Annotated in this window: 11 protein-coding genes; 7 read left to right on the plus strand and 4 right to left on the minus strand. The window is 47.9% G+C overall.

Annotated features, from left to right (window positions below; translation table 11 throughout):
- Positions 1 to 109 precede the first annotated feature (109 nt).
- A complete protein-coding gene (locus tag HHX48_RS01180) occupies positions 110 to 958 on the minus strand; it encodes a MurR/RpiR family transcriptional regulator (protein ID WP_191021811.1) in 849 nt (282 codons plus the stop codon).
- 268 nt (positions 959 to 1,226) lie between these two features.
- Between HHX48_RS01180 and zwf the strand changes: the two genes are divergently transcribed.
- From zwf to HHX48_RS01205, 5 genes are read left to right on the plus strand one after another with little or no spacing between them, the layout of a single operon-like run.
- Positions 1,227 to 2,720: a glucose-6-phosphate dehydrogenase gene (gene zwf / locus HHX48_RS01185; protein WP_191021812.1), complete on the plus strand. Its 1,494-nt coding sequence runs from the start codon at positions 1,227 to 1,229 to the stop codon at positions 2,718 to 2,720.
- 1 nt (position 2,721) lies between these two features.
- Positions 2,722 to 3,414 carry a 6-phosphogluconolactonase gene (gene pgl / locus HHX48_RS01190; RefSeq protein ID WP_191021813.1) on the plus strand — a complete coding sequence of 231 codons (693 nt, stop codon included), beginning with the start codon at positions 2,722 to 2,724 and terminating at the stop codon, positions 3,412 to 3,414.
- A gap of 9 nt (positions 3,415 to 3,423) precedes the next feature.
- Positions 3,424 to 5,253 carry a phosphogluconate dehydratase gene (gene edd / locus HHX48_RS01195; protein WP_191021814.1) on the plus strand — a complete coding sequence of 610 codons (1,830 nt, stop codon included), beginning with the start codon at positions 3,424 to 3,426 and terminating at the stop codon, positions 5,251 to 5,253.
- On the plus strand, positions 5,250 to 6,209 hold the full coding sequence (locus tag HHX48_RS01200; protein ID WP_191021815.1) for a glucokinase: 960 nt from the start codon (positions 5,250 to 5,252) through the stop codon (positions 6,207 to 6,209). The genes edd and HHX48_RS01200 overlap by 4 nt, the downstream gene beginning before the upstream one ends.
- Entirely contained in the window at positions 6,206 to 6,850 is a 645-nt protein-coding gene (locus HHX48_RS01205; protein WP_191021816.1) for a bifunctional 4-hydroxy-2-oxoglutarate aldolase/2-dehydro-3-deoxy-phosphogluconate aldolase, read from the plus strand. Before HHX48_RS01200 ends, HHX48_RS01205 begins: the two co-directional genes overlap by 4 nt.
- Positions 6,851 to 6,915: 65 nt before the next feature.
- Here HHX48_RS01205 and HHX48_RS01210 read toward each other — a convergent pair whose 3' ends face one another.
- The 3 genes from HHX48_RS01210 to gap form a co-directional block, all read right to left on the minus strand.
- Positions 6,916 to 7,485 (minus strand): hypothetical protein, encoded by a 570-nt coding sequence (locus HHX48_RS01210; protein WP_191021817.1) that lies wholly within the window; start codon positions 7,483 to 7,485, stop codon positions 6,916 to 6,918.
- 164 nt (positions 7,486 to 7,649) lie between these two features.
- A complete protein-coding gene (locus HHX48_RS01215; RefSeq protein WP_191021818.1) occupies positions 7,650 to 8,501 on the minus strand; it encodes a D-hexose-6-phosphate mutarotase in 852 nt (283 codons plus the stop codon).
- 132 nt (positions 8,502 to 8,633) lie between these two features.
- Positions 8,634 to 9,629, minus strand: a complete 996-nt coding sequence (gene gap / locus HHX48_RS01220; protein WP_191021819.1) for a type I glyceraldehyde-3-phosphate dehydrogenase — start codon at positions 9,627 to 9,629, stop codon at positions 8,634 to 8,636.
- Between the two features lie 243 nt (positions 9,630 to 9,872).
- Here gap and malQ point away from each other — a divergent pair, with 243 nt between their 5' ends.
- Together malQ and glgB are read left to right on the plus strand one after the other, a co-directional pair.
- The gene (gene malQ, locus HHX48_RS01225; RefSeq protein ID WP_191021820.1) at positions 9,873 to 12,077 is read left to right on the plus strand and encodes a 4-alpha-glucanotransferase; all 2,205 of its coding nucleotides are present in this window, start codon (positions 9,873 to 9,875) and stop codon (positions 12,075 to 12,077) included.
- A gap of 59 nt (positions 12,078 to 12,136) precedes the next feature.
- Positions 12,137 to 14,305: a 1,4-alpha-glucan branching protein GlgB gene (glgB, locus tag HHX48_RS01230; RefSeq protein WP_191021821.1), complete on the plus strand. Its 2,169-nt coding sequence runs from the start codon at positions 12,137 to 12,139 to the stop codon at positions 14,303 to 14,305.
- The last annotated feature ends 2 nt before the right edge of the window (positions 14,306 to 14,307 follow it).

The raw sequence follows: 14,307 nt of genomic DNA on the forward strand, positions 1-14,307 counted from the left end.
TTCTTCAGAACATGGAGGCACTTGTTGAGGGACTGGCGAAATGACGCCAGCTGAAAAGGCATGCCCGGCGGCCCGGGCATAGTCAGAATGAGGGGAGTAATAATGCGTGTCAGTCGCGCTTTTCGTAACGTGAATTGCGCAGCGTATCTTTTACCCGCTTCAGGTTTTCACGGAATTTGTTGCCTCGGCGAAGCGTAAATCCTGTTGCCAGTACATCGACCAGCGTTAGCTGAGCAATACGAGAGGCCATTGGCATATACATATCGGTATCCTCAGGCACTTCCAGTGACAGCACATAGCTACACTCATTGGCCAGTGGACTATCTGCCGACGTAATTCCCACAACGGTCGCATCATTGTTTCTGGCAATCTGGGCGATTTCGACAAGGTTCTTCGTTCTTCCTGTATGGGAAAATAGCACGACCACATCACCATCGTTACAGTTCATGCAACTCATACGCTGCATCAGTATGTCTTCAAAATAAACCACGGGGACGTTAAACCGAAAAAACTTGTTCAGCGCATCGTGTGCAACGGATGCTGAAGCCCCCAGACCAAAAAAAGAAATCTTTTGTGCCTGTGTGAGCAAATCCACAACCCGATTCACTACGTTTACGTCTATAGACTGACGTGCAACTTCCAGTGAAGCCATGGTGGATTCGAATATCTTGTTGGTATATTCCTGAGGACCATCGTTTTCATCAACATGACGGTTTACATACGGCGTGCCATTTGCAAGGCTTTGTGCCAGGTGCAATTTAAAATCAGGAAAGCCTTTTGTGTCTAAACGACGGCAAAAGCGGTTAACCGTTGGTTCACTCACATCGGACATTTTCGCCAGTGTTGCAATACTGGAATGTATCGCCGTTTGCGGGTTGGCAAGAATAACATCTGCCACCTTTTTTTCTGATTTACTGAAAGCAGATTTGCTTTGGGTGATTTTCTCGAGAATATTCATACGGCGTAAGCACTTAAAATAAGAGTCAGTCCCTTTTGATAGGCCTATACTACTTGATGTGCAGCCTGTGACAAGAGGAATGTAATTTTTTAACAACCGGGTAACGGGCGCGATTATCGGGTAATATTAGCTGCAACGATACACCAGTACGTGTAGAAGTTGTAATTTTACTACATTTGATGTTAACTATGCGCAATACCATCAGTGGAATGCCTGAAATGACTGCCTGGAAGTAGGGCATTCCCGCTATCATAAAAAGGTCGACAATATGGTAATGGATAATTCTTTTGAACCCTGTGATTTTGTGCTTTTCGGCACGATGGGGGACTTGTCGCGGCGTAAATTGCTGCCTTCACTGTATCAGCTGGAAAAAGCTGAGCTGATACACCCGGATACCACCATTATAGGTGTTGCCCGTCAGGAAATGTCTAAAGAAGACTATATCGCTGAAGTGAAATCTAATATTGAAAAGTTCAGTGATAAAGCATTGTGTGAAGATACCTGGAATCGTCTCTGTGAACGACTGGATTATATCTGTGTGGATATGAAAGATATCAACAGCTATAAAGCGTTTGATGACGTGGTTGACCCTAACCGGGTCATGGTTTGTTATCTGGCCACGCCGCCTGCTATTTATGGGGACATCTGTCGGGGTCTGCACGGTTGCGACATCATTGATAGTAGCGTAAGAGTGGTACTGGAAAAGCCAATCGGCCATGATCTGGATTCTTCTAAAGTCATCAACGATCAGGTTTCAGAATATTTTAATGAGTCACAAATTTACCGTATCGACCATTATCTGGGTAAAGAAACGGTTCTGAACCTGATTGCGCTTCGCTTTGCCAATAGTATCTTTGCGACGAACTGGGATCACAACTGTATCGATCATGTCCAAATCAGCGTAGCTGAATCGGTAGGTATCGAAGGGCGCTGGGGCTATTTCGATGACGCCGGCCAGATGCGCGATATGGTGCAAAACCACTTATTACAGATTCTGAGCCTGGTCGCTATGGAGCCGCCGGCCACTCTGGATGCAGACAGTATTCGGGATGAAAAACTGAAGGTGCTTAAAGCGCTACGTCCTATCGATGTCTCAAACATTAATGATGTCACAGTGCGTGGGCAATATACCGCCGGCTTTGTCAAAGGCGAGGAAGTGCCCGGGTATCTGGAAGAAGACGATGCCAATACGCGCAGTAAAACTGAGACATTTGTAGCAATCAAAGCTGAAATAGATAACTGGCGTTGGGCGGGTGTGCCTTTCTACCTGCGTACAGGTAAGCGCATGCCGACCAAAGTGTCTGAAGTGGTTATCTATTTCAAGCGTCAGCCACATAATTTGTTTGGTGACAGCTTTAACAGCCTGCCACCTAATAAGCTGGTTATTCGTCTGCAACCGGATGAAGGTGTGGAAATCACCGTGATGAATAAAATTCCGGGTCTGACCAGTTCGGGTTCCATGGATCTGCAAAAGTCCAAACTGGATTTGAGCTTTTCTGAAGCCTTCTCTGAGGAACGCATCCCGGACGCCTACGAAAAACTGTTATTAGAAGTCATGCTCGGTAACCAGGCATTGTTCGTTCGTCGTGATGAAGTTGAGCAGGCCTGGAATTGGGTGGATTCTATTCTTGATGCATGGAATCACACTGCTGAGCCGCCAGAGCCTTATCAGGCGGGGACATGGGGACCGGTTGCATCTATTGGCCTGCTGGCCCGCGAAAATCGTAGCTGGTATGAAAGCAAACTAACCAAGAAGAGATAACATGGCACTGACACAACAACATTTTGAATCACCTGAGGTACTGACATCGTCATTTGCAGCATCGTTAGTGTCTATTCTTGAAGAAGGTATCAGCACCCGTGGGCGCGCCAGTCTGGTGGTAAGTGGAGGCCGCACCCCGGTGGGCTTGTTTCAGACATTAAGCAATGCGGATATCGACTGGTCAAAAGTCGATATCACACTGGCTGATGAGCGCTGGGTTGATGAACAGGATGATGCCAGCAATACGAAGCTCGTCAAACAACACCTGTTACAGAATAAGGCCAGTCAGGCGCATTTTGTCTCGCCTTTAACCGACGATAAAGACGCCGATAGTGCAATCGCTGAAGTTGAATCACGCATTTCAAGTATGGCTCAGCCGTTTGATGCGCTGATTCTGGGTATGGGAGAAGATGGCCATACCGCGTCATTGTTTCCTTGCTCCGAACAAATTGAAGACGGACTGAATATGTCCAGCGGCAAAATTTGTATTGCCGTACAACCGACCACTGCACCCCATCAACGTATTTCACTCACGTTACCGGCATTGCTTCATAGCCGTAATATTTTTATCCACCTGACAGGGGATAAGAAAAAGTCCGTGCTACTGGATGCACTGGAAAATGATACTGAGATTCAAAAGCCGGTTACTGCAGTTGTAAACCGGGCACCGGTTACATTGATGTGGGCACCGTAGGAGAACCTTATGAATAATCAAATCGCCGAGATTACCCAACGTATTATTGAGCGCAGTAAGCCAACGCGTAAGGCCTATCTGGAAAAAATCGAAAAAGCGCGCCGTCAGGGTCCACACCGCGGCGAATTGTCTTGCGGTAATCTGGCCCACGGCTTCGCTGCATGTGGTGCTACGGAGAAGTCAGATTTACGTAGTATGACAAAAGCCAATGTGGCAATTATTTCTGCTTACAATGACATGTTGTCAGCACATCAGCCTTATGAAAATTATCCGTCAATCATTAAAGATGCGGTTAAGGAAGTCGGCAGTGTTGCGCAGTTTGCAGGTGGTGTGCCTGCGATGTGTGACGGGGTGACTCAGGGCAATGCAGGCATGGATTTGAGCCTGATGAGCCGTGATGTTATTGCCAAGTCTACGGCTGTAGCATTGTCTCACAATATGTTCGATTCAGCGATGATGCTGGGGATTTGCGATAAGATTGTGCCCGGGTTGCTGCTGGGTTCACTGGCCTTTGGCCATCTGCCTACTATTTTCGTACCTGCCGGTCCTATGCCGTCAGGGCTGCCCAATAAAGAAAAAGCGCGCGTTCGTCAGCAATTTGCAGAAGGCAAAGTTGGCCGTGAGGAGCTACTGGAAGCTGAGTCTCAGTCCTACCACTCGGCAGGCACGTGTACGTTTTACGGTACCGCAAACTCAAATCAGCTGGTTGTAGAGACGATGGGGCTGCATTTGCCGGGATCATCATTTGTGAATCCGGGCACGCCGTTACGTGATGCACTGACAAAAGCCGCAGCTGTTCAGGCTACCCGACTGACTGATTTGGGCGATGATTATATGCCAATCGGCCATATTGTCGACGAAAAGGCAATTGTTAATGGTCTGGTCGCGCTACTTGCCACAGGTGGTTCAACTAACCATACCATGCACTTGGTGGCAGTCGCTCGTGCCGCTGGTGTCATTATTACCTGGGATGATTTCTCAGAAATTTCAAATGCAGTGCCACTGCTTACCCGGATTTATCCTAATGGCTCAGCAGACATTAATCACTTTGTTGCTGCAGGCGGCATGGCTGTATTGTTTAAAGAGTTGCTGGATAATGGCCTGTTGCATAATGATGTAAATACAATTTGCGGTCGTGGTCTTGAGCGTTATACACAAGAGCCTCGTCTTGAAGATGGCGAGCTGGTCTGGCGCGATGGTGCCGGAGTCTCTGCTGATAAAGAGGTCTTGTCATCCGTAAAAGCACCGTTCAAACCTGATGGCGGACTTAGCGTACTTGAGGGAAATCTGGGACGCGCGGTTATAAAAACATCGGCGCTGCGCTCGCCTCACTGCCATATCAAAGCGCCTGCTGTGGTATTTGAAGACCAGTTTGAGCTTGATGAAGCCTTCCGCGATGGCGACCTGAACAAAGACTGTATCGTTGTTGTTCGTTTCCAGGGGCCTTCAGCTATAGGCATGCCGGAACTTCATCGTTTAACACCACCACTGGGTGTGCTTCAGGACCGCGGTTATCAGGTTGCTCTGGTTACCGATGGTCGTATGTCGGGTGCTTCAGGTAAAGTGCCTGCCGCAATTCATGTCACACCGGAAGCCTTTAATGGCGGCTTACTGGCTAAAGTACAAAATGGTGACATGGTAGAGCTGAACACGCAAACCGGTGAATTAACGCTGTGTGTTGAACAAAGTGAACTGGATGCACGCGAGCCGGCGAAAGCCGACCTTGCAAACCATCATGAAGGGATGGGGCGCGAGCTGTTCGCCGGAATGCGTTCTGTGATGACAGGGGCCGAAGAAGGCGCTTGTTCTCTGTTCTATACCCAGGAGCAGGCGCTATGAGTGAAAAATTCGTTGCCGATGTCGGGGGGACAAACATCCGCCTCGCCAGGGTGACTGAAGCCGGTGTTACAGATATCAAAAAATACATGTGCCAGGACTTTGCCAGTATTGATCTGGCAATTCAGGCATATTTTAAAGACTACAGCGACTATATGTTTTCTGACGGGTGTATCGCTATTGCTTGTCCTGTTCTTGGTGATCAGGTCGAAATGACTAATCACAGCTGGGCATTCTCGCAAAAAGCATTACGCCAGCAACTTAGGCTGACAAACTTATATGTCATTAATGATTTCACCGCCGTCGCGCACTCATTGCCTGGTTTATCTGATGACCAGGTTATACAGATAGGCGAGGGGACTGCGCAGGAAAACGGCAACATTGCGGTATTCGGTCCTGGGACCGGCCTGGGTGTTGAGCACATTACGATGACCGCAGCTGGTTGGCAGACGCTGGACGGAGAGGGCGGGCATGTGGATTTTGCGCCGGTTGATGAAACAGATATTGTTATCTGGCGTCATCTTCAGATGCTGCACGGTCGGGCGTCGGCCGAAGAAGTTATGTCAGGCCGCGGCATCCTTAACATTTATAATGCGCTGTCCGCTCAGCAGGGCGTTCCGGCGACAATTACCGATCCGGCTCAGGTCACTGAACAGGCCCTGGCAGGTACCTGTGCCATTTGCGAATCTGCGCTGACACAATTCTGCCGCATTATGGGTAGCTTTGCCGGTAATCTGGCGCTGAATATGGCCACAACGGGCGGTGTTTTTATCGGCGGCGGTATTGCCAGCCGTTTTGCTGACTTCATTCAGGACAGTGATTTTCGCGCGCGCTTTGAAGCAAAAGGTCAGATGAAACATTACGTCAAAAATATCCCCACCTTTCTGATAGCAGAGCCAGATCACGGGCTTTTAGGGGCGGCGGCATATCTACAACAACATATTGCGAGTGAATTATGACAACAAATTGGACTCTAACTCCGGCTGAGATTTTTGCTTCTGGGCCGGTAGTTCCTGTACTGGTAATCAAGGATGCGGATAAAGCCGTTCCATTAGCCAGGGCGTTGATGGCAGGCGGCATTAAAGTGCTGGAAGTAACGCTGCGTACTCCAGCGGCGCTGGATGTCATAAAGCGGATCGCGCAAGAAGTGCCTGATGCCCTTATCGGTGCCGGTACGGTGACAAACGCACAGCAACTTAAAGAAGTGATTGATGCCGGTGCGAAATTCGCCATCAGCCCGGGAATGACTGCAGACCTGCTTAAAGCGGGACAGGCATGTAGTATTCCATTGATTCCCGGAATTTCTTCTACTTCAGATTTAATGAAGGGTAAAGATGCCGGCTATACACATATGAAATTTTTCCCGGCAGAGGCTTCGGGTGGTGTGAAAGCTATCAAATCCATCAGCGGGCCGTTCCCGGATGTGACCTTTTGTCCAACTGGCGGTATTAGCCTGGATAATTACAAAGATTATCTGGCACTTAAAAATGTTGCTTGCGTGGGTGGTTCCTGGGTGGCGCCTGATGATGCCATTGAGGCAGGAGACTGGGATCGCATAACAGAATTGGCTAAGGCCGCTGTCGAAGGTGCCAACGCCTAATTTAAGGTGCTGAATTTGCCTTAAACAGAAAAGACCGCGCCGGCATAGCTGGCGCGGTCTTTTTATTATTCAAAAGTAACTGAACCCTGAAAAGGGATTACCTCGAGAACATTTTTGCCAAATTCCGGCTCGCTCGGACAGTTGTTGATTACACCATTTAGCATAATGGTGCCTTCACTCAGGTTGGCATATTTGCCCGTGCCTTTGACAAGATTAATCTGTTCCTGAATAACCAAAGGTGTACCTGTTGAACAAAACATATCGCCTGATTGAGGAATGAAAAAATCATTCTCTGATCGCAATGTATACTGATGATCATCATCCAGTAGTTTATGCGACACAAGCATTGTCGCCGGATCGATCTCACCTGCGACCAGGCCTTCTACTTTTATCAGATATTGCGTAGCGGCGCGTTCTCCCGCGCTCATGCTTCGCCATGCACTGTTAATCAGATAAATTTTGTATCTGCCAAGTTGCTGCGGTGCCTCACCCTGACTCGGGTCAGAAACTTCGAATGTTTCTACCGTTCCCTTAACTGGTACGTATGTACCCTGAACGACCTTAACCGATGCATGGGAGGTAAATGAGGCAGTAAAGAGGGCAGCAAGTGCAAGTAATTTAATCTGTGTTTTCACGGAGAGTTTCCCTACATAATAATTTGGTATATTTGTAATGCCTGAAGCAAAACTTATACGCAGGGAAACATGAAAAAAGGCTAATTTTATTTAATTATTTAATTATTCTTCTGAACAATAAGCTGTAGTGGCAAAACTGCTACTACAGCCTGGTTGGCGAATCGTTAAACCGGATGAATAATCTGGGTGAGCGTATGGCTCTGTTCCGGTGACAAGGAGTGGCCCTGAGTGCACGCCGTTTCAACACAAATCATTTGCTTGTAACCAAATGCATCCATATCTGAAATGGATGCTGCGCCTTGCCATGGATTCCATACGACGATGGAATCGTGACCGGAAGAGTTAACCCGGGTCAGCGCTTCGCCATTCTCATTGATAATAACTGACTTGGCAGCGTCCAGGTGAATACGATCAGTTTCCTGTTCAATTTTGTAATCAGCCGGCGTCGATTTAACGGCCCAGTTATCAGTTTTATCTTTGTAGTCGCCGATTAAACCTTCCAGCTGAACATTGTTAATATTGTTCACTTCAAAATATGTGTGCAACGCAGCATTGAAGGTGAATGGAACCAAGCCTTTATTTACAGTTTGTAAAGTGACTGTCAGTGTCTCACCTATAAATATTGTCAGACTGACATCACAATCATATTCAAAGCCGTCTGCGCGGGTAAATGATGGTGTAATGACAATTTCTGTCCCCTCTGACGTATCCTCACTGCTAACCAGCTTCCACACCTGAGAGCGCAAAAAGCCATGGGAAGGAAGCTCACCTTTTTCTCTGCCGTGATCGTCACTGAACCATGGCCAGCAAACCGGAATGCCGCCACGAATGGGTTTTTCACCTGTTTTAACCGCATGTGGGCTTAACCACAAACGTTCTTTGTTATCGATTTTAGGAACGTATGAGAGCACATGTCCACCATATAAACTGACTTGTGCGCAGGCGAATTCGTTATCGATGTTCAGATAAGTAATACCTGAAGATTCGTCTACATTAATACTGCTGGCAATGCTCATAGTTAAATCCTGTTTAAACCACTATTTACGTTTACGGACAATACTATACGGAATCCAATAAAAAAGGTGCGATTAAATCGCACCTTTTTATCAATCACTAAGCGCTATTTAAGGCGCCTGATTTTATAATCATTATTTGCTGATATGTTGAACCAAATCCAACACTTTATTCGAATAGCCCCATTCGTTATCGTACCATGCTACCACTTTAACGAAGGTGTCAGTCAGTGCGATACCTGCATCGGCATCAAAGACTGACGTGCGCGCATCACCCAGAAAATCATTCGAAACTACCGCATCTTCGGTATAACCAAGAATGCCTTTCAGTTCGCCTTCAGAGGCTTCTTTCATCGCCTGACAGATGGCTTCATAGCTGGTCGCTTTTTCAAGATTAACAGTCAGATCAACAACAGACACGTTGGGTGTTGGAATTCTGAATGCCATTCCTGTCAGCTTACCGTTAAGCGCAGGAATTACCTTGCCTACAGCTTTAGCCGCACCGGTCGAAGAAGGAATAATGTTCTGACCGGCACCACGGCCACCGCGCCAGTCTTTCATTGAAGGACCATCAACCGTTTTTTGGGTTGCTGTGGTAGCGTGCACGGTGGTCATAAGACCATCGACAATACCGAATTTGTCGTTCAGCACTTTCGCCAGCGGAGCAAGACAATTTGTAGTGCAAGAAGCATTGGACACGATGGTCTGGCCGTCATAGCTTGCGTGGTTAACGCCCATTACAAACATGGGTGTATCGTCTTTGGACGGTGCCGACATGACCACTTTTTTAGCGCCGGCATCAATGTGCTTCTGAGCTGTTTCTTTGGTCAGGAATAAACCGGTTGATTCAACCACTACGTCAACGTTCACATCGCCCCAGGCCAGATCAGAAGGGTCTTTTTCAGATGTAACGCGAATGGTTTTACCATTTACAACTAGCTGATTGTTATCAACACTGATACTGCCATCGAACATACCGTGAGTTGAATCATATTTAAGCAGGTATGCGATATAGTCTGTATCAAGCAGGTCGTTAATTGCTACAACTTCAATATCATCGCGCATTGCGGCTGCGCGCATAACCAGGCGGCCGATTCGGCCGAAACCGTTGATACCGATGCGTACTGTCATGACGTACCTCTACTTTTTTAAATGGTTTGAAATAAAATTACGTAAAGTATGGATCAAAATGGCATACTAAGCAAAAGAAAAAGATAAAATGTTGCAAAATTACGAAATGTAATCTATGCAATCGTATTCACTTTCGCTACACCACCGGTTTAAACAATAATGTTAATAGTTTGTAGGAAAGCGTCGTATATACTTTTTTCAATACTTACGCGCTAGAACCGCCAGATACAGGAATACGAATCAATGTCGAATCAAGTTTTGCAGAAACTGGTAGAGATGCGTGGCATCGAATCCAATTATGTCGATGCATGGGGTAAGCCCGCCACAATTGCAGATAGCAGTAAAGCTAAACTGCTCAATGCGCTGGGGTATGAAACAGAAAACGAGGCAGCGGTATTAGCGCAGGTAAAACACGATACCGCGGCATACTGGCAATCTGTCCTGGATCCCGTTCAGGTGCTTCGTCAGTCTCAACGTATTCATTTTACTGTGCGATTACCAATTGAATTGGTTAACGACACGTATACGTTGCTTTTGACCACTGAGTCAGGCAAACAGTTCAGCGAGGATTTGGTCCCGGTCGATACGCAGCTAATTAATGTCGCTGAAATTGATGAAGTGGAGTATCAGGAATACGCCATCGCGTTTGATCATGCGTTGGAAAACGGATATCACACGCTGCAGTTACTGGTAGAAGGCGATGATGAACCCGTGGGGCAGATGCGCGTGATTATGGCCCCTGATGCTTGTTATATGCCAGAGCAGGTTGTTGAGGGTAAAAAAGCGTGGGGACTGAGCGTACAACTTTATTGTGTGCGAAGTGAAAATAACTGGGGAATCGGCGATTTTTCAGATTTAGCCCGCCTGGTTAGCGATGCTGCCGGCACCGGTGCTGATTTTATCGGACTCAATCCAATTCACGCGCTTTATCCGGCAAACCCGGATGCGTGCAGTCCTTACGGGCCGTCTTCTCGTCGCTGGCTTAATTACCTGTATATTGATGTAACGAAACTTGATGATTACGATCACCCGGATGTTCAGGCATTGGTGAATACGGCTGAGTTCAGGGAAAAACTTGAACAGGTCAGACGCCAGGAATACGTTGACTATGCCGGTGTAGCAGAGCTCAAGCTTAAGGTGTTAGCCACGTTGTTTGAGGTTTATCATCAAAAATATCTTACCCAGAAAACACCACAACGTACGGCCTTTGCTGAATTTGTGGCTGAAGGCGGTGAAAGTCTCGATATGCTGGCAGTGTACGATGTCATGCAGGAACACCTCAAAGAGTTAGGTGAACCTTCCTGGGGCTGGCCAGTTTTTCCCAATAAGTTCAAAGAATATCATAAACCGGAAGTTGCGAAGTTTGCTAAAAGAAACAAGCAGCGCGTTCAGTTTTATCAGTTTTTACAATGGCAGGCGGCGCTGCAACTTGAACAGGCTAACCAGGTTGCGGTGGATGCAGGTATGACTATCGGATTGTATCGGGATCTTGCTGTAGGTGTCAGCGAAGGCAGTGCAGAGATTTGGGGTAATAAAGATCTTTACTGTGTTGATGCAAGTGTCGGTGCACCACCTGATGTATTAGGCCCACTGGGTCAGAATTGGGGACTTCCACCGATGGATCCCAAGCGCTTATATGAGCAGGCTTACCAGCCTATTGTTGACCTGTTTTCCTCGAATATGGCCTCCGCTGGCGCGCTGCGCATTGATCATGTCATGGCCCTGCTGAGACTATGGTGGGTACCCAAAGGCGATCATGCACGCGATGGCGGTTATGTTTATTATCCGGTTGACGATTTACTGGGCATACTGGCGCTGGAGAGTCACCGCAACAAAAGCCTGGTCATCGGTGAAGATTTAGGCACGGTTCCAGAGGAAATCCGCGGTAAATTAGCCGATAACGGCATTTATTCTTATCGTGTATTTTTCTTCGAACAGGCAGAGGACGGTGGTTTCTTCTCTCCTTCACATTATCCAGTCCAATCCATGTCGACGCTGACAACGCATGATATGCCAACACTTATCGGTTACTGGCACTGCCTGGATTTGGAACTGGGTAAGTCATTGGGCTTGTATCCCACCGACGAAATTCTGGAGACCCTGTACACCAGCCGGCACGAAGATAAGCAGGAAATACTTAATTCGTTGCACGGCCACCACGCGGTCGGCGACGATGTTGGTCATGACGTGAATGTTACCGGCATGAATCAGGCTCTGAACTTTGGTTTGCAAACGCACATGGCCACCGGTTCCAGCGCATTATTTAGTTTGCAGCTTGAGGACTGGCTGCAAATGGATAAACCCGTTAACATCCCGGGTACGTTTGACGAATATCCGAACTGGCGCCGCAAGTTAAGTCGTAATCTTGAGGACATTTTCAGCGATGGCGATATTCTTCATTTAGCGAATCGACTGACCCAGGCACGGCGTTCAGCCAGTACTGATTAAAAGCAAATAAAAATCAACAGGGTGTCTGAGCCGCTCAGGCACTCAAAAAGGAGTTGTCTATGCACGTTGAACAGCAGTTGGCCCGGGCGGGTTGCACCCATCCCTTTTCTGTTCTGGGCCCCGTTGAAACGTCTGAGGGCGTGCAGATAACGGTATGGAGACCCGATGCCGAATCTGTAACCGTGTGTAAAGTCGGTGATACCAGCTGCAGAACAACCCTTGAGCGCACGGGCGAGCAGGGACTTTTCAGTGGTGAGGTTAAAGGTTGTTCAGCAGAGGATATCTATCAGGTCATAGCACACTACGGGCAGCATGAATCGACAAGCCTTGATCCCTACCAGTTTCAGGATCTTGCTTATCATGCGGTGCACTTTATCGACCATGCACCGCAAAACCTGTACCAGCAAGCGGGCGCTCACTGTGTTCAGGCCGGTGACGATAATGCGGTTCGCTTTTGTGTTTATGCCCCGAATGCCTCTGCGGTTTCAGTCATTGGCGATTTCAACCAGTGGGATGCACGATTGCACCCAATGGAAAAGACAGAGATGGGCTATTGGGTATTGGTAGTACCACAGCTGTCTGTAGGAGAGCGGTACAAATTTCAGCTGAAGGATAATCAGGGCAACGATTTGCCCCACAAAGCGGATCCGATGGGGTATCTGGCCGAGCAGTATCCTTCCCATGCCTCAGTAATCTATGACCACAGCACCTATGATTGGCACGATGAAAACTGGATGAAACGCCGCGGTGAAAATCGTTACCATCAGCCAATGAGTATCTACGAGGTGCATTTGGGCTCGTGGCGTAAGCCCGATGATGGACGACGCTATCTTACCTACCATGAACTTGCCGATACGCTAATCCCTTACGCAACAGATATGGGGTACACCCATCTGGAATTGCTGCCGGTGTCAGAGTTCCCCTTTGACGGCTCTTGGGGATATCAGCCAGTCGGGCTTTTTGCCCCAACCAGTCGCTTCGGCAACCCCGATGACTTTAAATATTTTGTAGATAAGTGTCACCAGGCAGGACTGGGCGTAATTATCGACTGGGTGCCGGCGCACTTTCCCGAAGACGGACACGGTCTGGCGCGCTTTGATGGTAGCCATGTTTACGAGTATGACGATCCGCGTAAAGGATGGCATCCGGACTGGAATTCCTGCATTTACGATTTTGGTAAGGACACCGTCAGGCAATTTCTGGTCGCCAATGCACTATTCTGGCTGGATAAATTTCACATTGACGGACTGCGCGTAGATGCCGTTGCCTCCATGTTGTATCTGGACTATTCACGTAACGACGGAGAATGGATCCCCAACGTAGATGGTGGCAACCAGAACTATGAGGCAATAAGCTTACTGCGCTGGATGAATGAAGAAGTGTATCGTCACTATCCGGGCGCAATGACCATTGCTGAAGAATCAACATCTTTTCCGGGAGTGTCTCGCCCAACTGATGCTGGAGGGCTTGGGTTTGGCTTTAAATGGAACATGGGGTGGATGCATGATTCTCTGCACTTTATGGCCAAAGACCCAGCCTACCGGCGTTATCACCATGATGAAATGACATTTTCCATGGTCTACGCCTTTGATGAGAATTTTGTCTTACCGCTATCCCATGATGAGGTCGTGCATGGAAAAGGCAGTATTCTGGGTAAAATGCCCGGCGATGAGTGGCAGGCGACCGCCAATCAGCGCGCTTACGCGGCATTTATGTTTGCCCATCCAGGAAAAAAACTGAATTTTATGGGTATTGAGATTGCACAATACCGCGAGTGGAACCACGATAGTTCGCTCGACTGGCATCTTCTGGATTATCCGAAGCATCAGGGAATGCAACGTTTATACAAAGCGTTGAATAGTGCGTACACCAGCACGCCAGCGCTCTACCAGCTAGACCACGAACCGTCAGGCTTTCACTGGATTGATCATCATAATGCACAGCAAAGCGTGCTTTCTTTTTGCAGAAAAGGGGAGGCTGATAACGCGGTGGTAGTCGTGGTTTGTAATATGACGCCGATGCCCCGGGAGCAATTCAGAGTGGGCGTACCCAAACCAGGAACCTATTCGCTACTAATCAATACGGATGAAAAGAATTATTGGGGGAGCGGTTTTTCTGTGATGCAGGAGGTCGCTTCTCAGGATGAAGGCTGGAATGGACAGCCTCACTCAATTGAAGTGACACTGCCGCCACTGGCAACGGTTTACTGGCAGTTAAAATCAGATTAAAT

Origin of the sequence: Salinimonas profundi (genome assembly GCF_014750655.1) — a bacterium.
Lineage (GTDB): Bacteria > Pseudomonadota > Gammaproteobacteria > Enterobacterales > Alteromonadaceae > Alteromonas > Alteromonas profundi_A.